Raw genomic sequence first — 23,728 nt, 5'->3', positions numbered from 1 at the left:
CGCTCATTGCCCGGCTGGATTGGATGGCTGGCCGGAAGCATCGTTCGATGTCGGAGACGCTGCGCTGGCTTTGGGAGATGGCGCTGCGGCAGGCACAGGAGCCGGGGTCTTGTTCTCGGGTGCCGATGTGACATCAGGAGCGGACTGAGTTTTGCTCTCGGATGCCGATGTGGCCGCTGGCGAAGCCTGGATCTTGGCCTCGGGGGCTGGCGCGACAAAGGTCTGTGGCGCGGGGGCTGATTGAACGGGAACCTGTTGAGTTGGAGCCGGCTGAGCTGAAGCCGGCTGAGCTGAAGCGGGTTGAAGCGAAGCTGCGGATGCTGCAGAGAGGGGAGGGCTAGGCGCAGTGACTGGGCTGCTAGCTGCCTCGGCGCTTGGTTTTGTCGGCTTCGGCTCGGTCCGAGCCAGGGCGCGGGAATCATCATGTCCCGGTGATCCCGGTGATCCCGGTGCTTGAGGCGCATCGTCCGTCGGAGCGGTCGGTTTCACTGATGCCCTTTCAGAGTGATCTTGTCCGCCGTGGACGGCCTCATCCGGCCCCGCGTCGTCGCGCTTTGCTCGTCTCGCAGGTCCGTCGTCGGCCCGGACCAGGGCCACCTCGGATGCCGCCGCGGATGTTGCGCTCGGCTGAGGGATGGAGGCAGGCGCTGATTCGATCGCCGCTTCGCTGCTTGCTGCCGAAGCCGGCGCTTCTTGCTGCTCGCTCGCATTGCCGTTGGCTTCAGTGCGCCGACGGCCTCGCCCACCACGACGACGTCGGCTTGATCGTGTTCGGCTCGAAGGCTTTGCGTCGCCATCCTCTGGACCCGACTCTAGGCTTGCTTCCTTAGCGCTCTCCTCGGCGCTCTCCTCAGCACACTGAACAGCCGAGCGAGCACTGGACCCCCCCTGGTCAGCATTCGCTTCTTCCGCAACCGGGGGCTTGCGGCCTTTTGGGGCCTCGTCCGCGTTAGCGCTCGATTCACTCGCGACCAGCGCCCTGGATGAGGAGACTGGCACCGCAGCGCGCTTTGCGTTGGCTGACGGCGACTGTTCGTCGGTCGTGGTCGCGCTGTTGCTCGCCTCGTCGATTGCTGCGCTTGAGCTGTCGGTACTCGGTTGATTCCGCCGACCGCGACCACCCCGTGAACCGCGGCGAGAGCTATTGCGTCGCGACTGACCTGTACTCTGCGCGTTGCCGTTTGCAGCGGTCTGCGGTTGCTCCTCTTTGGAACGCTGTGAGCTGCTGTCGTTCTCGGTGGCCGGGCTAGTCGTGCTGTCTGTGTCCTTAGCTGCAACCGTCTCGTTCAGCCCTGCACGATCTTGGCTAGCCGCGTTCGAACGACGCGAACGGCGCTCGCCACGTTGGCTACGACTGCCTGGGTCGCTGCCGCTGCGTCCGCGATCAGAGCGCGGGCTTTTTGCGTCCGACGAGCCGGACCGATGGGCTCGCGGACCGCTGCCCGCCGCCTGTTCTGATCGAGTGCCAGCGTGATGGTCTGCCGATGCGTCGCCCGGCTGATCATTCGGCAACGCGAAGAGTGTTGACCAGATCCGCTTGAGTACGCTCTCGGTGCGCCGCCCTTGCTCGCTTGCACTGTCGGCCGCGGTCGCTAGCCTCGGGGGCTGCTCATCATCCTGTCGTTCAGGCCGCTGCGGTGCCGGCATCGAGGGGGCCAAGGCCTTCACCGCGGGCTCTTCCGGACGCGGGATGATATGCGGCCGCGCAAAGGTTGGCTCAGCCTGCGCTGGCTGTGCGGTCAGGTCGTAGCTCATCTCGTTATCGGCGAGGCGCTCCGTGTCCTGAGCGCGGATGCGCTCGATCTCATAGTCCGGTGTCTCCAGGTGCCGGTTCGGGATCAGCACCACATCGACCTTCTGGCGCTCCTCGATCTGTAGGATCTGGCGGCGCTTCTCGTTCAACAGGAAGGTCGCGACCTCAACCGGCAGCTGCGCGATGATGCGTGAGGTGCGGTCCTTCATCGCCTCTTCCTCGACGATCCGCAGCACCGAGAGGGCCAACGACTCGACGCCGCGGATAGTGCCCTGGCCCTTGCAGCGTGGACACACCAGCTGGCTCGACTCACCAAGCGACGGGCGCAGACGCTGTCGCGACATCTCCAGCAGGCCAAAGCGCGAGATCCGCGCCACCTGAACCCGGGCACGATCATGCTTGAGGGCGTCGCGCAGGCGATTCTCGACCTCGCGCTGATTCTTCGCCGGCGTCATATCGATGAAATCGATCACGAACAGGCCGCCGAGGTCGCGCAGGCGGAGTTGACGGGCGATCTCGTCGGCCGCCTCTAGGTTGGTATTGAGTGCTGTCTCCTCGATATCGGCGCCTTTGGTGGCGCGCGCGGAGTTGATGTCGACGGCCGTCAGCGCTTCGCCTTGATCGATGACGAGCGAGCCACCGGAGGGCAGCCGGACCTCGCGTTGGAACACCGACTCGATCTGGCTCTCGATCTGATAACGCGTGAACAACGGCACCTCGTCCAGATACAGCCGTAGCTTTTTCAGGTTATTCGGCATCACCTGGCGCATGAAGGCTTCAGCCTTCTCATACACCTTGGCGTCGTCGACAACGATCTCGCCGATATCCACGCGCAGATGGTCGCGCATCGAGCGAATGATGACATCGCTCTCTTGATAGATCAAAAAGGGCGCCTTGCGCGCTTCACCAGAGGTCTTGATCGCGTCCCAGAGCTGCAGCAGGTAGTTGAGATCCCACTGCAACTCCTCGGCGTTCTTGCCGACCCCCGCGGTGCGCACGATCAGGCCCATGTCCTCGGGCAGCTCAAGCTGACTCAGTACCTCGCGCAGGTCGGAACGGTCGTTGCCCTCGATGCGACGCGAGACGCCGCCGGCACGCGGGTTGTTCGGCATCAAGACCAGGTAACGGCCGGCCAGGGAGATGAAGGTGGTCAAGGCCGCGCCCTTGTTGCCGCGCTCCTCCTTGTCGATCTGCACCATAACTTGCTGGCCTTCCTTGATCAGTTCCTTGATGCTGGCGCGCGTGCCAGGCTTGGGTGCATCTTGCCGGAAATAGCTGCGCGCGATCTCCTTCAATGGCAGAAATCCGTGACGATCTGAGCCGTAGTCGACGAAGGCCGCCTCAAGGCTAGGCTCTACGCGAGTGATGGTGCCTTTGTAGATGTTGGCCTTTTTCTGTTCGCGTCCTGCACTCTCGATATCTAGGTTGTACAATTGTTGACCGTCGACGATGGCCACCCGCAACTCCTCAGGCTGAGTTGCATTGATCAACATTCTTTTCATCGTTGTGGATCTCTCGCCTTGGCGCGAGGCACGCTTCACCGCCGATAAGCTCGGTTGTGGCGGCGCGCGCGAGCGGCTTCATGTGCCGCCGCACCCAGGAGCCCGGGTTGATCTGCCCGCGCGGCGTTCGCGCTGAACAGTCCATTATCGAACCCGTGGCATGCCTTAGGCACGCGCTTTCAATTAACCTATGGTGTCTGGCGCAGTGCACCAGTCACCCTGTCGAGTCACCGGCGACACGCCGATGCTCGTTGAAAACCAGTGGGGAGTCGGAAATTGCGACCGAGTGTTACAACGCGTGTCATAACCGGTGTCACAATTGGCTTGGCGATGCGCCATACTGTTGGCTGGCCTTACGCCTCGTGCATCGGGTCAGTCCCCAAGTGCGGGGTGATCGGCTTCGCGAGCTGGTGTAGCGTCAACCTCCGGAGCCAGTAACCTTTGACCTCGCTCGGACCATCGCGATTCGCTCGGGCCGACGCTCACCCTGTCTTATGCTGCTCCTCCCCATGACGTCTGGCACGCGCAGGTACCTTTCTACGCAGCACAAGACGTGAATGCTAGCAAGCTTTCCCGGTACCGGCAATTGACCCTGAAGTCGACATCTAAGCACCCCAAGCACGCCCGCCCCAAGCCGAATCGCACAGCTCGCCATGTGCCGCGTGCTTCTGTCGCCAATCCGCGTTCTGCCGCCGCCCCAGCTGCAGCAAGCGCAGCGACTGCGCAGACGGATCAACTGTCGCGAGGCCCGTCGCAAGACCCGATGGTGCGGTGGGTAGAGGTCAGCGCCGATCTTGCTGGCCAGCGGATCGACAATTTTCTGCTGGCGCAGTTGAAAGGCGTGCCGCGCAGTCTCGTCTATCGCTTGTTACGCCGCGGCGAGGTTAGGGTCAATAAGGGGCGCGCGCGGCCTTCACAACGGCTAGAAGCCGGAGATCAAGTGCGCTTGCCGCCACTACGACTGCCGGCGCAGGGTGAAGCCATCGCGCCCTCGACTCAGCTTCGAGCGCGTCTTGACGAGGCGCTGCTGTACGAAGACGAACGTCTGCTGGTGCTGAACAAACCGGCCGGTCTTGCCGTGCACGGTGGTAGCGGCATCACCCTAGGGGTGATCGAAACGCTGCGCGCGATGCGCCCCGGTGCCGAACTCGAACTGGTCCATCGGCTGGATCGCGATACCTCCGGCTGCCTGCTGATCAGCAAGCGCCGCAGTGCGTTGCGGCGTTTGCATGCACAATTGCGCGATGGCGAGGTCGACAAGCGCTACCTGGCGTTGCTCTGCGGGCCGTTTTCGCGACCTGAGATCGAGGTCGTGGTTGCGCTGCGCACTGATCGAGTGCGCGGTGCTGAGCGAGTGGTCCGCGTTGACCCGGCAGAAGGTAAGCCCTCACGAACCTGGTTCCGTGTGCGACGACGCCTCGGTCCCTTTACGCTGGTCGAGGCAGAGCTCGATACCGGGCGCACACATCAGATTCGGGTCCATGCCGCGCACCTGGGGGCCGCAGTTGCTGGCGATCCGAAGTATGGTGATCCGGCTGATAATGAGCGCCTGAAGGCGTTCGGATTAAAACGCTTGTTTTTACATGCCGCGGCCCTGAGTTTCCGCTCGCAGGAAGACGGACCGCTGGTGCATGTCACGGCACCACTGCCTAAGCGCTTAGAGGCAGTCCTGAGCAGACTCGAGGAGCAATCTTGGACGTAACCCACAATGCTGCAATGCCGGAGCTGCACGCCATCGAGCTGGTGGTGTTCGACTGGGACGGGACACTCATGGATTCAGAGGGGCGTATCGTCGCTAGCATGCAAGCGGCATTCACCGATATCGGCCGCGCGCCGCCGCCATCGGCCGCGGTGCGCGAGGTCATCGGCCTGGGTCTCGAAGAGGCGATCCTACGCCTGCCCGGGGTCAGCATAGACCAGGATCTGAGCGAGATCATTGCGCGCTATCGGCACCATTTCTTGGTTGCCAACAGCATCCCAACGCCGCTCTTCGAGGGCGCGAAGACACTTGTCGAAGCCTTGCACCAGCGCGGCCGGCTCTTGGCAGTGGCCACCGGCAAGAGCCGAAAGGGCCTTGATCAGGCCCTCGACCAGACCGGGTTGCGCCCCTGGTTTCACGCAACCCGTTGTGCGGAGGAGACCGCCTCGAAACCGCACCCTGGAATGCTGCACGAACTGATGGATGAGCTTGGCGTTAGGCCAGCAGAAACACTGATGATCGGCGATACCGATTACGATTTACAGATGGCCCAAAACGCCGGCGTTCGAGCGCTGGCCGTGGGTTATGGCACCCAGTCCCCGGCGCGGCTTCTCGAACATCGACCACTGGGCTGCGCGGCCTCGATCGCCTCGCTCTCGGAGTGGTTGCTGCGCTGATCCCGTGGAGAATAACAGCCGAGGCCTGCCGAGTTCCAGAGGGCCTAACGCGCAGGGCGCGGCGCTACTTCGCACGGCGCCACTTCGGAAGATGAATACTCGCTCGACTGCTAGCGGAGCCTAGACATGACATTACCCTCTTGGATCAGTCGCTGGAAAAACAGCGATCTGACCGCAGGCCAACAGATGCCAGCCACCCATGATCCGGAATGGGAGCGCGCGCTGATCAATCGCATGGCGGCCGAATTTCTGCGTCAACAACGACGCTCTCGGCGCTGGGGACTGGTGCTCAAATTTGGCATCCTCGCCTATCTGCTCTTGCTCTCGATCACGCTTGTCATGGATGGCATCGGTGGCTCGATGGGCTCGGCTGGTGAGCATACGGCCGTCGTCAAGGTTGAAGGGCTGATCGCGGACAAGACGAACGCCAGTGCAGATCGCATCATTAAGGGGTTGCGCAACGCCTTCGAGGCCGAGAACGCTCAGGCCGTCATCTTGAGCATCAACAGTCCGGGTGGAAGCCCAGTGCAGTCCGGCTACGTGTTCGACGAGATCCAGCGCCTGCGCGAGACGTACCCCGATAAGCCGGTCTATGCGGTTGCCGCTGATATGTGCGCATCGGGCGCCTATTACATTGCCAGTGCCGCCAATGAGATCTACGTCGACCGCGCCACGCTGATCGGCTCTATCGGCGTGCGCCTGGACAGCTTTGGCTTCCAGCGTGTCATCAATGAGCTTGGCATCCAGCGCCGGTTGCTCACCGCCGGCGAGCACAAGGGCATCCTCGATCCCTTCTCCAACTTTGATGAGTGGGATCGACAGTTCATCCAAGGGCTCTTGGACAACCTCCATGAGCAATTCATCGCCGCGGTGAAAGAGGGTCGTGGCGACCGCCTCAAGGGCGGACCGGAGCTGTTCAGCGGCCTGTTCTGGACCGGCCAAGAAAGCGTCGAGCTTGGCCTCAGTGATGGTCTTGGCAGCCCGTCCTACGTGGCTCGAGAGATCGTCGGTGCAGAAACGCTGGTCGACTACAGCCAGGAACGCGACCTCTGGGAGCGCGTGGCAGAGCGCGTTGGCACCAGCCTAGCCAACACGCTTGCAGAGCGCATTGGCGCCGGGACTCCCAGCTTGAGATAGGGTCTAAGCGGGGACTGCGTCCAGGCAGGCGACCTGATTCGAGCCGATGATCAGCGCATCCGGAAACTGTGCCGCGACCGCGCGTGCCTTCGCCTCGGCGAGCCGTTGGACCAGTGCTTGCGGTGGCTCATCGGCGAGGCGCGTCTCGTCGCAATCCGGCGCGGCGGTCTGGAAGCGGAGATCGCCATCAGTCGTTCATAAGATGCTGGGCATCCGGGAACATCGGCCGGCTCGACCATCTCACGAATCTCAACGATATGTTGCACCAAGACGCCGCCCTTACGCCCGCCGGCGCGCCCTGAGACCCGCCGACTTCCAGTCGGCCCGCCGCCACCAGGCGGCGCTAAGTGCCAGCGAAGCAATGGGTCAATCTCGCGCCGAGCTGGCCATGTCCGCCAACCGTGCCTCCATCGCCGCGTAATCCCCCAGGTGCGCCTGCATCAGGCTCTTCCAGAGCTTGCCGTGATTGGGCACCGAGAAATGCAGCAACTCGTGGACGATGACGTAGTCCCACAGCCCGGTATCCAGCCCGAGCAACTCGTCGTTGAAATTCAGCCGTCCGTTAGTGGAGCAGGACGCCCACTTCCTGCGCATGGGGCGGACGCTGAGCTGGACGACCTTTACGTCCAACCGGTCCGCCCATTCGCGGACCCGGTGCTTGAACGCCTGCTTGCGTGCGGCATCGGCCATCCCGCTAAATCCGCTCCGCCTTGTCCAGCAGGGTGAACAGCTCGTCCACCAGTGCCGTAACCCGGTCCAGGTCCTCCGTCTCGGCGAAGATCGCGAAGGTCACCCGCTTGCGCAGTTCGCGCAGGGCGCTCTCGCTTCGCTTCCAGTTGGAGCATTCCCCAAAGGCGAGCCGAATCTTGCGGCTGACTGCCTCCGGGTTACCGATGCCGGCATCCAACAGGGTGCGGTAGACGAAATAGGTCAGGCCGTCGAAGGACTTCTCGGCCTGCTCCTGCTGTCTGGTCTCGTTCGACTCGACCTCCCGCAGCAGCGCCGCCAAGGCCTCTGCCGTGTCGAGTTGGCGGCTCTCGAAGGCATCCTGTACCGCCCGCGCACGCTCGGCCATGGCGATGAGATAGGGGTCCTCGCTCTCCTCCTCGGCCTTGCGCTCGATGCCCTTCACCAGGTTGATCACCTTGGTGGCGTCGCCGCCCTGGCGCTGCTTGATCAGCTCGATGGTCTCGGCGTTGATCTCGACCGGCCCGTCGACGCGTTGCACCTCGTAGAGGCCGACCTGTTCCTGCACCAGCTGGTTGGTCTTGCGCTGGAACTCACGATCCACCTGCACGCGTTTGCTGTACGCCTTGCGGACGACCGCGTAGATGGCGGAAAGGGTGGCGTAGTCGTCCATGAAGGGCCGCAGGAAGGCATCCGGCGAGATGATCTCGTAGAGCATCTCGATCTCCTTGTACTCCTTGAAGAAGGCCTTGCGCCGCTCCGGGTCGCGGAAGTGCTCGATGAGGCTGTCCACGTCCTTGTCGTTGAAGTTGCGCTCGATCAGGCCGAGGTAGGCCGGGGCCTTGGACTCCATCTTGTTTTTGAAGAGGACCTTCAGCAGCTTCAGGTCATTGACGATGGCGTTGATCTCGTCGCTGTCGAAGGCCAGCGCCTGCTCCAACTTGTCGAAGATGCCGACGAAATCCAACACGAAGCCGTGGGGCTTCACCATCTCCTGCGCCTCGTTCTCATAGGGCCGGTTCACGCGGGCGATGGCCTGCAGCAACGTGTGGTCCCGCATCGGCTTGTCGAGATACATGGCGTAGAGCACCGGCGCGTCGAAGCCGGTGAGCAGTTTCTCGGTGACGATGAGGATCTTGGGCTGCTGGTCGAGCTTGCCGAAGCGCTTGCGGATCTGCCGCTCCCGCTTCGGGTCGAGATGGAATGCCTTGAGCAGCTTGGAGTCGTTGTTGCTGCCGGTGTAGACGACCTCGGAATACGCGGGCGGCAGGAACTGATCCAGGGCGTGCTTGTAGTGGGCACAGGCCTCGCGGTCCACGCCGACGAGGAAGGCCTTGTAGCCCAACGGCTCGACGTTCTCGCGGTAGTGCCTGGCGACGAACTGCGCCACCCCCTGAATCCGCGACCTGCCCTTGAGGAAGTTCTTCAGGTTCACCGCCCGATCGAGGATCTTGTTCAGCTCCTCGATGTCCGCCACCCCTTCGGCCTCGGCTAGCGACAGGAACTCCTTGTCCAGCGTCTCGTGCGGGACCAGCATCTCGTTCGGGGCGAGCTGGTAGTAGAGCGGCAGTGTCGTGCCGTCCTCGATGCTGTCGGCGATGGAATACTTGTGCAGATAACCTTGGTCGTCCTCGCAGCCGAAGGTCTTGAAGGTGCCCTTGCCGTAGACGGTCTTGTCCACCGGGGTACCGGTGAAGCCGATGAAGGTCGCGTTCGGCAGGCCGGCCATCAAAAAGTTGCCGAGGTCGCCGCCGGTGGTCCGGTGCGCCTCGTCGATGAGCACGTAGATGTTCGAGCGCCTGTTGAGGTTCGCCGGCATGTCGCGGAACTTGTGGATCATCGTCACGATGATGCCCCGGTAGTCGTCGCGCAACAGCTGGTTGAGCCGGGCGATGCTGCTGGCGTGCTCCAGGTTGCCCAGGCCCAGCGCCGCGAGGTTCTTGAGCATCTGATCTTCCAGCTCGTTGCGGTCGATCATCAGCAGCACGGTGGGCTTGTCCGCCTCGGGCGCGCGAAACAGCCGCTCCGCCGCCTTGATCATCGTGAAGGTCTTGCCGCTGCCCTGGGTATGCCAGATCAGGCCGCGGGTGCGGATGGGATCGAGGGCGCGGTCGACCGTCGCGTCCACCGCGCCGGTCTGGTGCTGGCGCAGGATGTACTTGTTCAGCTCCTCGTCCTTCTCGGCAAAGACGATGTAGTCCTTCAGGAAACCGAGCACCTGTGGGATGGCGCAGAAGCCCTTCACCTTGGCCTCCAGCTTGCCGACCTCCGCGTCCTTCCAGTTGAAGATGTTCCGCCGCACCGTGTTCCAGCTCACCCCGTAGCAAAAGCCGATGGCGTCGGTGGCGGTGAAGAGCTGCTGGCTTACGAACAGCTCTGGCGTCTCACGGTGGTAACGGCGGATCTGATCCACCCCCAGCGCAATCGCCTCGTCCTTGTTGGCGTTCTTGCACTCGATCACCAGCACCGGGATGCCGTTGATGAGAAAGACGATGTCTTGCCGCGTGCCGTAGTGGCCGTTGTGAAAGGCCCACTCCTCGGTGACCTCGTAAACGTTGTTTTCGGGATGCTCGTAATCGATCAGGATCAGGTCGCGCTCGCGCTGCCCATCAACATCGAAGAACTTGCCCCGGTTGCGCAGGTGCTCGACGAAGTCCCGGTTGCCGTAGATGTCGGTGTGGAGATGACGGAAAGCCCCGAGCAACGCGCCCTCAGCCTCGGCGTAGCGCGGGTTGAATTCCCGCACCTTGGCGTCGAGCAGGTCGTCGAAGAAGAGCGAACGGTTCTTCGCGCGGTCGGCGGGTGGCGCGTCCGGGTCAAAGCCGCGTCGCTGCTCGGCTTGCTCGCGGGGCACAAAGGTCCAACCGATGGCCTGCGCGTAGTCGAGGATGCGGGCTTGGACGGTCTTGTGTTCTCCGGGTTTCGGCATGCGCAAACTCCGTTAATGCCAGCCTTGCCGCCAAGCCTGGTACTCCGCAGGCCGCTCGGTTTCCAGCAGCGAATAGGTGTTGCCTTCCAGGCGACTCGAGTTCTAAGAAAGATCAATCAGCAGGCGGCTGTAGATCCTGCGTGCATAGGTCCCGGCCGGGCGTTCGGCGTCGGGCGGGCGACCCATCTCCAGCAGGCGCTGACGCGTGTCCTCCGGTAGATAGAAGGTCTCGTTGGGTCGGTAATCATCCAGAAAGGCCTGCTGGTAGCCGACCGGTTGCCGGTGCTGAATTGGCGCGCGGACCGCATCCTTGATGGCCATCGCCTCGGGCGAAACGGGCGGGTAGACTTCGAGACCGGCCGGATGCCCTTTGATTTCGAGCTGACCGGGCCGAGCTTGCACGCCAACATTGTTGGGCGGCAAACGATAGCGCCGACCTTTGCCTCGCCCCTCTGCCGTCAGTCGTTGCCGATCGACCAACAAGGCCAGGCGCCGCTGCAGCATCCGTGTCGGCAGCTCAGACGCCAACCCGTCGCGAATGGCCCGGACCTGCACAGCGCTCGGATGATGGTCCGCTACGATCGCGAGGATGGCGTTGAGTTCTTCTTCTGGAATCCGCTTTGGCATGTGGCGGATTATATGTCGCGAAAAACTCTTACGCGACATAAACGCGGCTGAATCTGGCGTGAATCTTCCTATGCGTCGTATAAACTGTCTTTTTTGTCGCTAAAGCACCCGTCACGAGGTGCCTTTGTTTGCACCTGGCTTTCCAGCAGAAAGCCCGTCCCCGTCGACGCCAGCCCGACCGCCAGCTTTCGGCAATGTCTCGTGGGACTCCAGAAATCGCCGTAGCGCCTCCACCAGCAGATCGTTGAAGTCCGTCGCCCAGCCTTCCGCCACGAATGCTCGGGCCTGAGCTGCAAGCTCCGCGGGAAGTTTCGCCTCGATCCGGGTGTTGTTCATGGCTTGTAGTCCGAAATGCATCGGGTGTGCGGCATCCCCACTTGAACGGCCTTATGTTGACAGGGGATCTCCATGCGAATAAATCTCTCCGGTGCTCAACTGGTGTCCTTCGGCCAGTCGCCTCGCGGCTTTGCTAATCAACTCTGCGCGGGCGGACAGGAACACATTGAAGTCACTAGCAAGCTTTTCGTTCTTTTCCGAATCCCCCAGACCTTCGTAGCCGCCATTGGATAACTCACCGATTGGAATCAGGTGGGATTGCAGGCGTTCGTTGACGATGCCTTCCAACGTCCATTGATACCGATCCTTTAGATAAACCAGCGGGTCTTTCCTACCGATGGAAATGTTTGTCTTGTCGGTGATCAGTGCGCAGTTCAAAGCCAGAAAGCTGTCAATCTCGGCTTCCTTAAGCAGCGCATCAGGGAAGATGTGGTGATAATGGCGGTCTCCGATGTTGTTTTTATCGAGCCGTTCGCCCGTGGAGAAATCGAGTGCTCCGAGACGGCAGGCCACGGCCAGTACAGCACGTCCACGGATGCTTGCCCGCTTGGGCCATTCGGCCGTCATCAGTTCTTCGGCCTCGACCATGGTATGCTCGGCAAAAATTGGGACGTCCTGGATTCCAAACGTTGCGCCATCGGCTTTCTTCTCGCCACACACGATCCGCCGAAGAGCATTAAAATCTGAGAAGGCATGAGTCGCTGCCGAGTTTTCGTAGCGATCTGTGAAGAAGGCATTCCAGGTATAGCGTTTTAGAAGCAATTCGTCCTGCCCCAGCTTGTCGCCAGATTCGGGAATGTCCCGGTATAGCGCCGCGATCACCGCAAGAACAGCATTCGTCGGCAGGCGGTTGGCATCGAAGATCCCCTCCGACTTCAAAAAGCGCGCCATCCTCTGCAGACCTTTTTCCAGCGTAGCCCAGTGGTTGACCATCTCCCGCTTGTCCATATCCCACGCACCGCGCTGGTTCGGTAGCTGGTTTTGCAGTAGAGCCGCCGTGTTGAGAATCAACTTGGAAGGTTCTTCGTAGTGGGCGATTTCCGGGCTCTTCGCGATGAGGATTTCTTCCAGATCATGAAGTGATCTGCCCATCACGCTTTCCACCTCAGCGACGATGATGTCGTAGGTAGAGAGCGGCTTGCTATTCGTATTCATGTTGATGAACACGTTCAAAGCAACCGACTTTTCGGTGTGCGCGGGAAGGGACAGATAGGGCAAATTATAGTTGGCGATCACCGACCTCAAATCTTTGATCGCATCGCTCACTTCTTGTTTCTTCTGATAGTAGGCCTCAATTCCAGCTGAATCGCCAGGTTGCGCCTGGACTGGCTCCAGTGCCTGTTTTAGCCAAGCATCAATCTCGTTCTGGATGTCCTCTGGCCTCAGGAGGTTGGCGGGAATCAGTCCGCGGCGAAGCGTTTGTGCCGGAGCGTCGCACCAAAGCGGATAACGCTCGCCGTTCTTCTTGTAGTAGCGACCTCGCCAGTAGGCTGTGTGATCTTCCATTTCCGCGTCGCCATCATATTCGTCCAACGCTTTGAGATAGATAAAATAGGTTTCCCACTCGTAGTTGTTCTGAAAGACGCGCCATAGAGCGGTCAATCGCTGTTGTCCGTCCAACAGGTGTTCATAGACACGGCCATCGATCTCGGGAGCTGTGGACAGGTGGCGGGAAACAAACTTTTCTTTGTCACCAACCTCCAAGATTAGGGTGATCCCCAAGGGCAGGTTGTTGATGACGGTCTCAACCAGACTGCAAATCCGGCTTCGGTCCCATGCCTCAAAGCGCTGGAAGCGCGGTAGCTTGATCTCGGCCCGCTCTACCTTGCCATACCAATCAGAGATTTTTCGGTTTCTTGCTTCCATTGGCTATTCCAAATTCATCATTTCAAATTCCAACTCGTGAACACGGATCTTCGCGGTCATCAGTTCGTGAAGGAGGGTGCGGAAGAGGTCTTGGAGAACCGCTGCTTTATCGGTCGAATGGGAGATCTTGGCTTCGGTGGCGTCAAGCGCCGCAACAATCTCGCCCTGTTCTTCAAGCGTCGGTTTGGGGACGATGATCGCCTTAACGTCGCCCTGGTTGATGCTCGACTGCGCAACGGCACGCTTCGCTGTCCCGATGATCTGCTTCTTGGTCAGCGGGGAACTTAAAAACTTGAAGACGTATTCTTTCAGAACCTGCGATTCGTCGACCGAGAACCGCATCATATTGGACTCAAAGACCATATCACCGCTGATCGCTCCGATCAGGGCGGTCTTGCCCAAGTGGGAAAGACTGTTCACTCGGTTGATGACGATGTCGCCAGGTTCCAGTCCGTAGGTTTCGATTTCGTCGCGAGCCAGCGCGACAAGGTTTCCAGCTCGGTTAACGACGTCACCGTCGTTGCTGAAGTCATCGATTCGCAAAATCTGGGTGCCTGAGCCGTAGTCGCGCTTGTGCTTGTAGATTCCGTTCTGTGGCTGCTTCTCAAATAGGGTTTCCAACTCCACCACCTCCCAGCTTTCGGGCACGGGGCCGATTTCGGTCTCTTTTCGGGCTTCGTTGCGAAGGCCTTCGGTGAAGAGCTTGTGCATGAGGGCCTTTTTCAGCTCGGTGGTGGTCTGAATGATCCGCTGCTGCGCTTCGATTGCCCGCTGCACCGTCGAAAGGATGTGCGCGATCCGCTTCTGCTCGGGGAGTGGGGGGACGTTGAGCCGGATCTGTTCGAGGCAGTCCCGCGTGATTCCCTTGATCGTCGCGCCGCGCTTGTTCATCGCAACGTATTGCTGGATCGAATCGATCCCGAGTTGGTAAGCGAGAAACTTGATGTCATAGTTCTCGTTGTCGATCAGAACGCCTGCGAGATCCTGATTGATGGCGAGGTCAATCCGGTTGATGCCAACTTTGCCGACTCCTACCCGCGTTGCGAAGATGATACTGTCTTTGGGGACGATCTTGGTGGCGGTCTTCTTGACCGCTTCTTCGGACACGAATTTTTCCCCGGTTGTGAGTTCTAATTTCTCCCCAAGCCACTTGCTTGTGATCCAAGGAATCTCTCCCTTCCAGAAATCAGCCCGCGAGGTTGTTGGCGTTCCTCCGTTGAGGAATCCGGTGGCAATCTCACCAACTGTGGTTTGCTGCCAGTTAATCATAATCACGGCTTCTAAAGAATCTCCTTCAACGCCTTGTCAATCTTCTGGGCTTCGACGAAAACGCCTCCGCAAATTGAATCATTCGCCAGAGGTTCTCCTCACTGAAGGCGCTTCCGAGCCAGCCGGACAATTGTCGCCCCACTGCGGCGACAATCTGCGTACCGTATTCGGCACGTTTCTCGCCGAGAATCTCGCGGTGCAGCCGACTTCCCAAGTTCCAGTAGAGCATCGTGAGCGCGGCATTGGCGGTCTGGGCGAGCTGTTCCCGCGCATCTGTGATCATGCCCCGCAACTCGCCCAGCAAGCGGTCGGGGGCGTCGTTCAGGTCGTTGGGCTCGCTCATACCCCGATCTTCCGCAGAATCTCCCGCAGCGTCGCATCGGCCTCGCGCGCCTCGGCCTCCGCCGCGTCCAGGTCGGCGACGATCTCCTCCAGCGGCCGATAGGTTTCGGCGTCGCTGGTATGGATGTAGCGGCTGGGGGAGATGTTGTAGTCGTTCTTCTTCAACTCCGCGAGATCGACGATCTGGCTGAGCTTGTCCGCTTCCTTCCACCCGATGAGGGTGTCGGCGATGCGTGCGATGCCCTCGGGCGGGATGAAGTTCTTGGGGTCGCCCTTTTCGAAGACCTGGCTGGCGTTGACGAGGAAGATCTTACCCCGCCGGGCCTCGGGCTTGGTCTTGTTCAGGAACAGGACGATGCCAGGTGCGGTGGTGTTGTAGAAGAGGTTTTCGGGCAGGTAGAGGACGCTCTCGATCAGGTCGTGGTCGACGAACCACTGGCGGACGGTCTTCTCCTTGTTGGTGCCGGCATTGCCCGAGCCGCGGGAGGCGGCGCCGGTGTCGAGGACGACGGCGGCACGCCCTATGTCATTGAGGCTGGCGTGCATGTGCTGCACCCAGCCCCAGTCGGCGGAGGATTTGCCGGGGAAGCCTGCCCCGGCGGGGAAGCGGTCGAGCTCGTCGTTGTCGTAGTCGGCCTCGGTGAACCAGTTCTGGTTCCACATGGGATTGGCGACGACGCGGTCGAAGGTGCGCAGTCGGCCGCGCCAGCGGAATTTGGGGTGCTTGAAGGTATCGCCGATCTCGATCTCACCCTCGAAGTCGTGGATGATCAGGTTCATGTTGGCCATGGCCCAGGTGTCGGCGATGTACTCCTGACCATAGAGCTTGAGGGGAGCGGGCCGTTCGCTCTTGGCGGTCTCCTCCATCGCGATCTCGCACTTGATCAGCAGGCCACCGGAGCCGCAGCAGGGGTCGTAGATCTCCATGCCCGGCTCCGGGGCAAGCACGCGTGACATGATGGTGCCGACCTCGGGCGGGGTGTAGAACTCGCCTGCGCTCTGGCCGCCGCCCTCGGCGAATTTGCGGATCAGGTATTCGTAGCTCTTGCCGATGATGTCGGCCTCGACGTCGTCCAGACCCAGGCGCTTGGTACTGATGGCTTCGATCAGATTGGACAGGCGGTCGTCGTCGAGGTCGCGCTGACCGTGGGTGGTGGCGTTGAAGTCGACGCGGTCGATGATGCCCTGCAGCAGCGGGTTTTCCCGGGCGATGGCGCGCATCTGGCTGGTGACGCCTTCGCCGATTCTGTCCGCGAGCTTGCGGATGACGGACCAGACGGGTTGCTCGGGGTCCTCCGGGACCAGCGGCAGGTAGAATCGCACCAGCTTGTGGTCGGCCTTGGCGAGCGCGAAGGCCGACCGGCGCGAGCCGACCTCCGCGGCGATGCGGTTCAACTCGTCGTCGAACACATCGCAGAGGCGCTTGGTGAAGATCAGCGGGAGGATGTAGTCCTTGTATTTCGGCGCATCCTTGGCTCCGCGGATGGAGCAGGCGGCGTCCCAGATCCAGGATTCGAGGGACTTGGCATTTTCGGGCTTATTCTTCGCCATGGATTCCTTCGTGGAGGTTGATGACCTCGCCACAGGCCGAGCACTGGAATGTATTGTAAGAGGCCTGGCTAAATCGCAAGCCTGTGTCGATGGGTGGGGTGGTTTGGGCCTGGATGCGCGCTAGTTGGCGGCAGAGGTCGCGGAGTGGGGCCATGTCTGCCAATGGTTCCTCCATCGCCTCATAATTCCCTAGGTGCGCCTGCTTCAGGCCTGCAACGGATCGATTCCGGCTGCGCGTAGCAGCTCGCAGAGCCGAATCAGCGGCAGCCCGATGAGGCTGGTCGGGTCATTACCCTCTAAGCGCTCGAAGAGCGCGATCCCGAGCCCCTCCGACTTGAAGCTGCCGGCGCAGCCAAACGGCTGCTCGCGGTCGACATAGGCGGCGATCTCGGCCTCCGATAGCACACGAAACTGCACCTGGTAGGTCTCGCAGCAGACTTGGGCTTGGGCCTTGCGTGCATCAAAGAGGCACAGCCCGGTCGCAAAGGTGACGCGGCGCCCAGAGGCTTGGCGCAGCTGTTCGAGGGCTCGCTCGCGGGTGCCGGGCTTGCCCAGCACCTGCTCGTCCAGGCAGGCGACCTGATCCGAGCCGATGATCAGCGCATCCGGAAACTGTGCCGCGACCGCGCGTGCCTTCGACTCCGCGAGCCGTTGCACCAGTGCTTGCGGTGGCTCGTCGCCGAGGCGCGTCTCGTCGCAATCCGGCGCGGCGGTCTGGAAGCGGAGGCCGAGGCGGTCGAGCAGCTCGCGCCGGAATGGCGAGGTTGACGCCAGCACGAGGGTGCGCTCAGATCCGGCATTGAGCGCATTAGCTGAGGCTGAGGCCAATGTCGCAATCGGAGTCGCAGTCGGAGTCGTGGTTTGGGTTGGGGGGTTGGCAGGTGTAGATGTTGCGCTGTGCTTGGTCATGAGACTCATCGAATCCAGGTGATCAGGCGCATCAACGGATCGCCGGCGGTGGTCTCGGATTCGACTCGACCACGGACACTCTGACCGAGACGGTGCACCGCGTCAGGATCACCGCAGATGAGCGGGTGCCAGTCTGGCAGCGGCTTACCCTCGGCAACGAGCCGATAGGCGCAGGTCTCAGGCAGCCAGTAGGGCTCTGCTAGGGTTGCTGGCGTCAGCGTGACGCAGTCGGGCACGCGCTCGGAGCGATGCGGATAATCGGTACAGTGGCAGCCGTCCTGATCGAGGAGATAGCAGGCGACATCGGTGTAGTGGATGGCGCCGGTGTCCTCGTCTTCGTACTTGGTGACGCAGCACTTGGCGCAGCCGTCACAGAGTGATTCCCACTGCGTGGCGGAGAGCTGATCGAGCGCAATGCGCTCCCAGAAGGCATCGATTGCTGCAGAAGGGTTGGCCATCGGCTGGGTCTGATTGATACTGGACATCCCACTAGCTTAGCCGGTTCGGCTCGATGAATTACAGTCAGCTTCCGACACCCTTTGGCGCGATTGGCGTTTTTTGGCGGGACCATCAGCTGACGCGGGTTCTGCTCGCGCCTGAGCTTGCGACTGGACCCGCGCTTGCGCAGATGCCGGCGAGGGCAGCAACGCCAGCATGGCTAAGCGCTGAAATGGAAGCCTATTTTGCGGACCCGCGGCATCACTTCAGCTGCGCCATCGAGCTGACGGGTACGGTCTTTCAGCACCGGGTCTGGGCGATGATCGCTGCTATTCCGCCCGGATGCCCTCGCACCTATGGGGCGCTCGCGGAAGCGCTCGACAGCTCCGCGCGCGCGGTTGGCAATGCCTGTCGCGCTAACCCCGTGCCGCTGCGGATTCCCTGCCACCGGGTCATCGCCGCGCGCGGTCTTGGCGGCTTCGCCGGCGATCGCAGCGGCCGCCTCGTCGCGATCAAGCGCTGGCTGCTCGACCACGAGGCATCGCTCAGCCGGGAGCAGCCGAGGCCACCGAAACGACTGGCGCCACTGGAGCTACCAAGGCCGAGCGAGGCGAGGGGCCAGCAATGAGGCAGATCAGCGACTTGACTGCAGACCAGGGCGAGCAGGGCTCGAGCCCAGGTGATGATAGCGCACTGCGCGTGATCGAGGCCTTTGCCGATGCGCTCTGGATGGAGCGCGGGCTCAGCGCGAACACGCTCGCCGCCTATCAGTCGGACCTGCGCGGCTTCCAGCACTGGCTCACTCGAGAGCATCGACCTGGCCTGACACTGGCCCAGCGTAGCGATCTGCTCGACTATCTTGCGGTGCTTGCGCAGCAGGGTCGCAAGCCGCGCTCATCAGCGCGTGTCCTGTCCTGCTTGCGTCAGTTCTATGGACACCTGCGGCGTCAGGGCGTGATTGCTGAGGACCCCAGCGAGCGCGTCGAGGCGCCTCAGCTAGGCCGACCGCTGCCGAAGACGCTGACCGAGGCCGATGTCGAGGCACTGCTGGAGGCGCCCGATGCCAATGATCCACGCGGCCATCGCGATCGCACCATGTTAGAGGTGCTCTACGCCAGCGGCTTGCGCGTCACTGAGCTGGTCACCCTGAGGCCAGACGCCGTGAGTCTGACGCAGGGCGTGGTGCGCATCACGGGCAAGGGCGACAAAGAGCGCTTGGTCCCGCTCGGCGAGGAGGCGACCAGCTGGCTGGTCAGCTATGCACGGGGTCCGCGCACGCTGCTGCTCGGCAATCGCAGCTGCGACTATCTGTTTCCGACCCAGCGCAGCGATTGCATGACACGTCAGGCCTTCTGGCAACTCATCAAACGCTATGCCGCCCTGGCCGGGATCATCAAGCCCCTCTCGCCACACACCTTGCGGCACGCCTTTGCCACGCACCTGTTGAACCATGGGGCCGATCTGCGCGTCGTACAGATGTTGCTCGGGCACAGCGATCTCTCGACCACGCAGATCTACACCCATGTGGCGCGCGAGCGCCTGAAGCAGTTGCATGCGAAGCACCATCCGCGTGCTTGATAGGAGTCGCCGCGTGCTTCAGCCGCATGCTTGATCAGAGTCGCTGTCTGAACAGATGGTAACCCGCCAGCAGTAGACCTAATCCGTCGCATGCTCTATTTTGCCTGGCTTTGCCGTCGGGAACTGCCGCTTGCTTGTGCAACTAAGCACACAATCGCCAAGCCTGAGGATCTGGGGCGCAAGCGGAGTTGATTGAAATGCGTCCCGATAGAGCTTAGTCCCCATTGAACATCGTCTCTAGAGACCTGAGGAAAACAGCATGACAATGCGTTTGAGGATCGGGGCCGCTGGCCTCGCCATGGCCGTCACACTGCTCGCCGTCAGCACGGCAGGCAGCGCCAGTGAGGCGCAGACTATCCGCGCGGCCTTGGCCAAGGTGCTACCGGATGCAAAGCCGACCAGCGTGCAGCCGACCCCAATCAAGGGCCTGTTCCAGGTCGAGATCGGCCCGCAGGTGATGTACATGACCGGCGATGGCCGCTATCTGATCGACGGCGCCATCGTTGACCTGGAAACCCGTGAGAACTTGGCCGAAAAGGCCCAGAACGAGGCGCGTCAGCGCGCGGTCGAGGCCATGGGCGAGGATGAAATGATCGTCTTCGAAGCCCCCAACGCCAAGCATGAGATCACCGTCTTCACCGATATCGACTGCGGCTACTGCCGTAAGCTCCATCATCAGATGGATGGTTATGCCGCGGAAGGGATCAGCGTTCGCTACCTGTTCTATCCACGTACCGGCGTCGACACGCCCTCCTACGACAAGGCCGTCGCGGTCTGGTGCGCCGACGATCAGCAGGCGGCGATGACCGAGGCCAAGAACGGCAATCGGGTCGACAGTCAGGCCTGCAATAATCCAGTGCAGCGCCACATGGAGCTGGGTGAGCTGATGGGCATTCGTGGCACTCCGGCCATCGTCCTCGAGAACGGCCAACTGGTCCCTGGCTTCGTCGAGCCCAAGCGGCTCGTGCAGGTGCTTGAGCAGTAAGCGGTGCTTGAGCAGTAAGCAAGTATTCGAGCCGTGAAGCGTGTCGTCATCGCCGACGGCACAAACTGCTCTATGCCTTAACCTTTCGCGCAGAACAGCGGCCTGGCTGCTGAGAGCAGTCCGCGTTGCGCGAGTTCGTTGTCCGTCCGCTCGGTCGGATGCCCCTGAGAGTCTTGTCTGGAGAGATGACAATGGATGCGATTCAGCGCCGATTCAGCCTCCTGGCCGTTCTGGCCTTCCTCTGCCTGCCCTTGATGGCGAGCGCGGAGCTTGTCGAGGGGCGCGACTGGAAGGCGGTCAGTGCCCCAGCAACCGAGCAAGAGGGCGATGAGATCGAGGTCTTGGAGTTCTTCTCCTACGGCTGCCCACACTGCGGCGACATCAACCCGCTGATCAAGCAATGGGCTGAGGGATTGCCGAGCGATGTGCGCTTTGAGCGCGTGCCGGTGACCTTTGGACGCGCCGCTTGGGAGAACCTGTCCAGACTCTACTTCGCCCTCGATTTTGCGGGTGAGCTGGAGACGTTGGACCAGACGGTTTTCGATGCCGTCATCAAGCAGCGGACCAATCTCTACACCGAAAAGACCGCACTCAACTGGATCGCTGAGCAGGGCGTCGACCCTGAGGCCTTCGCCAAGTTCTACAACAGCTTTGCGGTCGAGGCAGCGCTGGCGCGCGCGAATACCCTGGCGGCTCGTTTTCGCGTCGACGCCGTGCCGATGATCATCGTCGATGGGCGGTACGTCGTCCTTGGCGAAGGCGCTAAGAGCAAGGCTGATCTGCTCGAGATCGCGGACGCGCTGATTGTTAAGGCCCGTGAAGCTCGACAAGACTAATATGAAACCAGCGCTTCGTTATCCAGGATTAGCTAGTGGCATTAGCTAGTGGTCGAGACCGCGGTGCTCAAGGCATCGCTCGCCTGGATGATGACACTGCCGGGGGCGACGCCAATATCCTCGGCGATCACGGAACACTTGGCCTGCAGCAGGAAGCAAATGGGCGCATCGACGTTGCTGAGCGTCTCGTAGTTCGCCTGGCCCTTGGCAATGATCAAGCCAGCACGCTCGAAGCGCTCATGAAAGGCACTCGAGCAAAGGCCGAGCGGGGTGCCCATCGCGTCGCAGCCGGTGTCACTGAGCGCAGCGACCTGATCGAGACCGGCCTCGATCGCCTCCTCGCGGGTGGCATCGTTGAGCACGGGACCGGCCTTGACGACATAGTCCACCGGCACCGACAGGGTCTCGATCAGAACACGATCGAAGACCGTCTCACCGGCATTGTCGGCCAGATAGAGCACCCGATCGACCTGCTGCAAGGTCTGGCGCAACAGCGCTAGATCATCGATCGCTGGTGTTACCCGCAGCACGCGCTCGACGGTGGCTTCCAGGTCGAAGCTCTCGGCAACGCCGTAGTCGATGATATTGCCAGCGATCGCGATGCGCACCGCGGTTGCGAGCGGGTCGGTCGCAGTCGCCACCCGCTCCCTGAGCATCGGCAGCAAGGCGAGGGCGCTGGCGGTGGCTTCTTGTTTGCTCTCGCGGTAGGGGTCTGCCACCTGGGTGCGCTCGCGCACCAGCCGATGAATCTGGTTGCCCATCTCTGGTGGTGTCGCCGCTTCCGAGACCGCCCCTAGCTCGGTCATGGTCTCTTCCAGGATTGCGCGTTGCAGTGCGGGCGGAGCGCCGGCCCGGCGCACCGCGCTCAGTGCCTGACGCAGGAAGCAGGGCCAGCAGTCGAGATAGATCCTCATCGCAAGCGAGCCCTAGCCCTGACGTTTCTGTTGCAGCAGCGCATCGTGATGAGAGCCCTCGCGAATCAGCTTGGCACCGCACTGCGGGCAGCGCTCGTCTTGGCAGGGCACCCCGCGTTGATGCGCGGCGCGATACGCACACTTCGGACAGAAGCAAGCACCGCCGGTACCCATGTCGTGTCGTCGTTGTTGGGGCATGATCGCGTCTCCTCGTTGCTTTTCCGATCAGTTCAGTCGGAATTGTGCGACGACGAGCCGAGGCTCGCATTGACAAGTCTCGATCAGCCCCGGGCGTTTCGAGTTCAATGATGGAAACCGGATGCCTCCTGGCTGGTCAGCGGCTCCTGAACCGGATGCGCTTCAAGATGAGCCAAGGCCGCCTGCATGTGCTCGATGAGAAGCGCGCAGAGGTCTTGGCTGACGCCGTTGCGGACCAAGATCCGCTGGATCGCTTGATCCTGGCAATTCGCCGGCAAGGTGTAGGCGGGCACCTGCCAGCCGCGCACGCGGAGCCGATCGGCAAGATCGAACAGCGTGAAGCCCGGATCGGTGCCGTCCTTGAGCTTCCATGAAACCGCTGGGATGCCGCGTGCCATGTCGCCGCTGAAGACGATCTCGAACGGCCCGATCTTGGCGATCTCGTTGGCCAGATACTCGGCGCTGCGATAGCAGGCGGTGTGGACCTTGCGGTAGCCCTCGCGGCCAAGGCGGAGGAAATTGTAGCACTGGCAGACGATCTGCCCGCCAGGCCGGGAAAAATTCAGCGCGATGTCGCGCATGTTGCCGCCGAGATAATTGACCCAGAACACCATGCTCTCGGGCAGGTCTTGCTCTTCGCGCCACAGCACCCAGCCCACGCCCAGTGGGGCGAGGCCGAACTTATGGCCCGAGGCGTTGATCGAGCGCACCCTTGGTAGGCGGAAGTCCCATTCCAAGTCAGGCGCGCAGAACGGGGCGAGGAAGCCGCCGCTAGCGCCGTCGACATGGATCGGGATGTCGAGACCGGTGTCGGACTGCAGTTGGTCGAGCGCGTCGCTGATCTGCCGCACCGGTTCGTATTCGCCGGTAAAGGTCACGCCCAGTGTCGGCACCACGCCGATGGTGTTCTCGTCGCAGCGGCTCAGCACCTCCTCGGGCGTCATCAGCAGCCGACCCTGTTCCATCGGGATCTCGCGGTGCTCAATATCCCAGTAGCGGGTGAACTTGTGCCAGCAGATCTGTACCGGCCCGGTGATCAGATTGGGCTTGTCGGTGGGCTTGCCCTCGGCCTGGCGACAGGCCTCCCAACGGCGCTTCATCGCCAGCCCGCCCAACATGGCGGCCTCGCTGGAGCCGGTGGTCGAGCAGCCAACCGCCGAGTCGCTGGTCGGCGCATGCCAGAGATCGGCCAACATCCGCACGCAGCGTGATTCGATCTCGGCGGTCTGCGGATATTCATCCTTGTCGACCATGTTCTTGTCGATGCAGGCCTCCATCAGCTGATGGATTTCGGGCTCTTCCCAGGTCTGGCAGAAGGTCGCCAGGTTTTGCCGCGCGTTGCCGTCGAGCATCAGCTCATCGCGGACGGCCGCAAAGATGTGTCGCGGATCGCGCTCCTGATCGGGAAAGGCCGACTTTGGCAGGCCAGTGGCCAGATCGCTGGAGGCATAGGTCTCGTCGTCGTTGTTTTGTTGCGCGTGAGACATCGGATCTT

General features: G+C 61.7%; 22 protein-coding genes and 1 pseudogene. 8 read left to right on the top strand and 15 right to left on the bottom strand.

Annotation, left to right across the window (positions count from 1 at the left end; genetic code table 11):
* Positions 1–3 precede the first annotated feature (3 nt).
* A complete protein-coding gene (gene rne / locus CCR96_RS12325) occupies positions 4–3,255 on the bottom strand; it encodes a ribonuclease E (RefSeq protein WP_201220410.1) in 3,252 nt (1,083 codons plus the stop codon).
* On the opposite strand from rne, the gene CCR96_RS24225 reads away from it, so the two are divergent.
* The 4 genes from CCR96_RS24225 to CCR96_RS12310 all read left to right on the top strand — a co-directional run bounded on the left by CCR96_RS24225 (position 3,236) and on the right by CCR96_RS12310 (position 6,768).
* Positions 3,236–3,391, top strand: coding sequence for a hypothetical protein (locus tag CCR96_RS24225; protein ID WP_207191961.1), 156 nt, complete (start codon positions 3,236–3,238; stop codon positions 3,389–3,391). The genes rne and CCR96_RS24225 overlap by 20 nt on opposite strands.
* A gap of 627 nt (positions 3,392–4,018) precedes the next feature.
* Entirely contained in the window at positions 4,019–4,957 is a 939-nt protein-coding gene (locus tag CCR96_RS12320) for an RluA family pseudouridine synthase (RefSeq protein ID WP_201220409.1), read from the top strand.
* A complete protein-coding gene (locus CCR96_RS12315; protein WP_242518994.1) occupies positions 4,948–5,631 on the top strand; it encodes an HAD-IA family hydrolase in 684 nt (227 codons plus the stop codon). Before CCR96_RS12320 ends, CCR96_RS12315 begins: the two co-directional genes overlap by 10 nt.
* 126 nt (positions 5,632–5,757) lie before the next feature.
* Complete coding sequence (locus CCR96_RS12310; protein ID WP_201220408.1) at positions 5,758–6,768, top strand: S49 family peptidase; 1,011 nt, start codon at positions 5,758–5,760, stop codon at positions 6,766–6,768.
* A gap of 18 nt (positions 6,769–6,786) precedes the next feature.
* Here CCR96_RS12310 and CCR96_RS12305 read toward each other — a convergent pair.
* The 11 genes and pseudogenes from CCR96_RS12305 to CCR96_RS12255 all read right to left on the bottom strand — a co-directional run.
* Positions 6,787–6,948, bottom strand: a pseudogene (locus CCR96_RS12305) (Maf family protein); the annotation flags it as partial.
* Positions 6,949–7,134: 186 nt separating this feature from the next.
* On the bottom strand, positions 7,135–7,458 hold the full coding sequence (locus CCR96_RS12300; RefSeq protein WP_201220407.1) for a M48 metallopeptidase family protein: 324 nt from the start codon (positions 7,456–7,458) through the stop codon (positions 7,135–7,137).
* Between the two features lie 4 nt (positions 7,459–7,462).
* On the bottom strand, positions 7,463–10,384 hold the full coding sequence (locus tag CCR96_RS12295) for a type I restriction endonuclease subunit R (protein WP_201220406.1): 2,922 nt from the start codon (positions 10,382–10,384) through the stop codon (positions 7,463–7,465).
* Positions 10,385–10,486: 102 nt separating this feature from the next.
* Positions 10,487–11,011 carry a hypothetical protein gene (locus CCR96_RS12290; RefSeq protein ID WP_201220405.1) on the bottom strand — a complete coding sequence of 175 codons (525 nt, stop codon included), beginning with the start codon at positions 11,009–11,011 and terminating at the stop codon, positions 10,487–10,489.
* 111 nt (positions 11,012–11,122) lie between these two features.
* On the bottom strand, positions 11,123–11,347 hold the full coding sequence (locus CCR96_RS12285; RefSeq protein WP_200242958.1) for a hypothetical protein: 225 nt from the start codon (positions 11,345–11,347) through the stop codon (positions 11,123–11,125).
* A 51-nt stretch (positions 11,348–11,398) separates the two neighbouring features.
* Positions 11,399–13,213 carry a DUF262 domain-containing protein gene (locus CCR96_RS12280; protein ID WP_201220404.1) on the bottom strand — a complete coding sequence of 605 codons (1,815 nt, stop codon included), beginning with the start codon at positions 13,211–13,213 and terminating at the stop codon, positions 11,399–11,401.
* Between the two features lie 3 nt (positions 13,214–13,216).
* Positions 13,217–14,482 carry a restriction endonuclease subunit S gene (locus tag CCR96_RS12275; RefSeq protein ID WP_242519046.1) on the bottom strand — a complete coding sequence of 422 codons (1,266 nt, stop codon included), beginning with the start codon at positions 14,480–14,482 and terminating at the stop codon, positions 13,217–13,219.
* A 25-nt stretch (positions 14,483–14,507) separates the two neighbouring features.
* Complete coding sequence (locus tag CCR96_RS12270; protein ID WP_200242976.1) at positions 14,508–14,825, bottom strand: DUF1016 N-terminal domain-containing protein; 318 nt, start codon at positions 14,823–14,825, stop codon at positions 14,508–14,510.
* Complete coding sequence (locus CCR96_RS12265; protein ID WP_201220402.1) at positions 14,822–16,375, bottom strand: type I restriction-modification system subunit M; 1,554 nt, start codon at positions 16,373–16,375, stop codon at positions 14,822–14,824. Before CCR96_RS12265 ends, CCR96_RS12270 begins: the two co-directional genes overlap by 4 nt.
* Positions 16,376–16,579: 204 nt before the next feature.
* Positions 16,580–17,203 carry a Maf family protein gene (locus CCR96_RS12260; protein WP_242518993.1) on the bottom strand — a complete coding sequence of 208 codons (624 nt, stop codon included), beginning with the start codon at positions 17,201–17,203 and terminating at the stop codon, positions 16,580–16,582.
* Positions 17,204–17,289: 86 nt separating this feature from the next.
* Positions 17,290–17,769, bottom strand: coding sequence for a YcgN family cysteine cluster protein (locus CCR96_RS12255; RefSeq protein WP_242518991.1), 480 nt, complete (start codon positions 17,767–17,769; stop codon positions 17,290–17,292).
* A gap of 185 nt (positions 17,770–17,954) precedes the next feature.
* On the opposite strand from CCR96_RS12255, the gene CCR96_RS12250 reads away from it, so the two are divergent.
* The 4 genes from CCR96_RS12250 to CCR96_RS12235 all read left to right on the top strand — a co-directional run bounded on the left by CCR96_RS12250 (position 17,955) and on the right by CCR96_RS12235 (position 21,121).
* The gene (locus tag CCR96_RS12250) at positions 17,955–18,350 is read left to right on the top strand and encodes a methylated-DNA--[protein]-cysteine S-methyltransferase (RefSeq protein WP_242518989.1); all 396 of its coding nucleotides are present in this window, start codon (positions 17,955–17,957) and stop codon (positions 18,348–18,350) included.
* Positions 18,347–19,300, top strand: a complete 954-nt coding sequence (gene xerD / locus CCR96_RS12245) for a site-specific tyrosine recombinase XerD (protein ID WP_201220399.1) — start codon at positions 18,347–18,349, stop codon at positions 19,298–19,300. Before CCR96_RS12250 ends, xerD begins: the two co-directional genes overlap by 4 nt.
* Before the next feature lie 259 nt (positions 19,301–19,559).
* On the top strand, positions 19,560–20,285 hold the full coding sequence (locus tag CCR96_RS12240) for a DsbC family protein (RefSeq protein ID WP_201220398.1): 726 nt from the start codon (positions 19,560–19,562) through the stop codon (positions 20,283–20,285).
* A gap of 191 nt (positions 20,286–20,476) precedes the next feature.
* Positions 20,477–21,121: a thiol:disulfide interchange protein DsbA/DsbL gene (locus CCR96_RS12235; RefSeq protein WP_201220397.1), complete on the top strand. Its 645-nt coding sequence runs from the start codon at positions 20,477–20,479 to the stop codon at positions 21,119–21,121.
* 41 nt (positions 21,122–21,162) lie between these two features.
* On the opposite strand, the gene CCR96_RS12230 is transcribed toward CCR96_RS12235, so the two are convergent.
* The 3 genes from CCR96_RS12230 to gad all read right to left on the bottom strand — a co-directional run bounded on the left by CCR96_RS12230 (position 21,163) and on the right by gad (position 23,720).
* A complete protein-coding gene (locus tag CCR96_RS12230; RefSeq protein WP_201220396.1) occupies positions 21,163–22,035 on the bottom strand; it encodes a damage-control phosphatase ARMT1 family protein in 873 nt (290 codons plus the stop codon).
* A 12-nt stretch (positions 22,036–22,047) separates the two neighbouring features.
* On the bottom strand, positions 22,048–22,233 hold the full coding sequence (locus CCR96_RS12225; RefSeq protein WP_201220395.1) for a ferredoxin: 186 nt from the start codon (positions 22,231–22,233) through the stop codon (positions 22,048–22,050).
* Positions 22,234–22,337: 104 nt separating this feature from the next.
* Positions 22,338–23,720 carry a glutamate decarboxylase gene (gad, locus tag CCR96_RS12220; RefSeq protein ID WP_242518980.1) on the bottom strand — a complete coding sequence of 461 codons (1,383 nt, stop codon included), beginning with the start codon at positions 23,718–23,720 and terminating at the stop codon, positions 22,338–22,340.
* Between the last annotated feature and the right edge of the window lie 8 nt (positions 23,721–23,728).

This window comes from Halochromatium roseum (genome assembly GCF_016653315.1).
Lineage (GTDB): Bacteria > Pseudomonadota > Gammaproteobacteria > Chromatiales > Chromatiaceae > Lamprobacter > Lamprobacter roseus.
The sequence above is the reverse complement of the archived record's forward strand: the minus strand, read 5'-3'. Positions and strand labels throughout refer to the sequence as shown.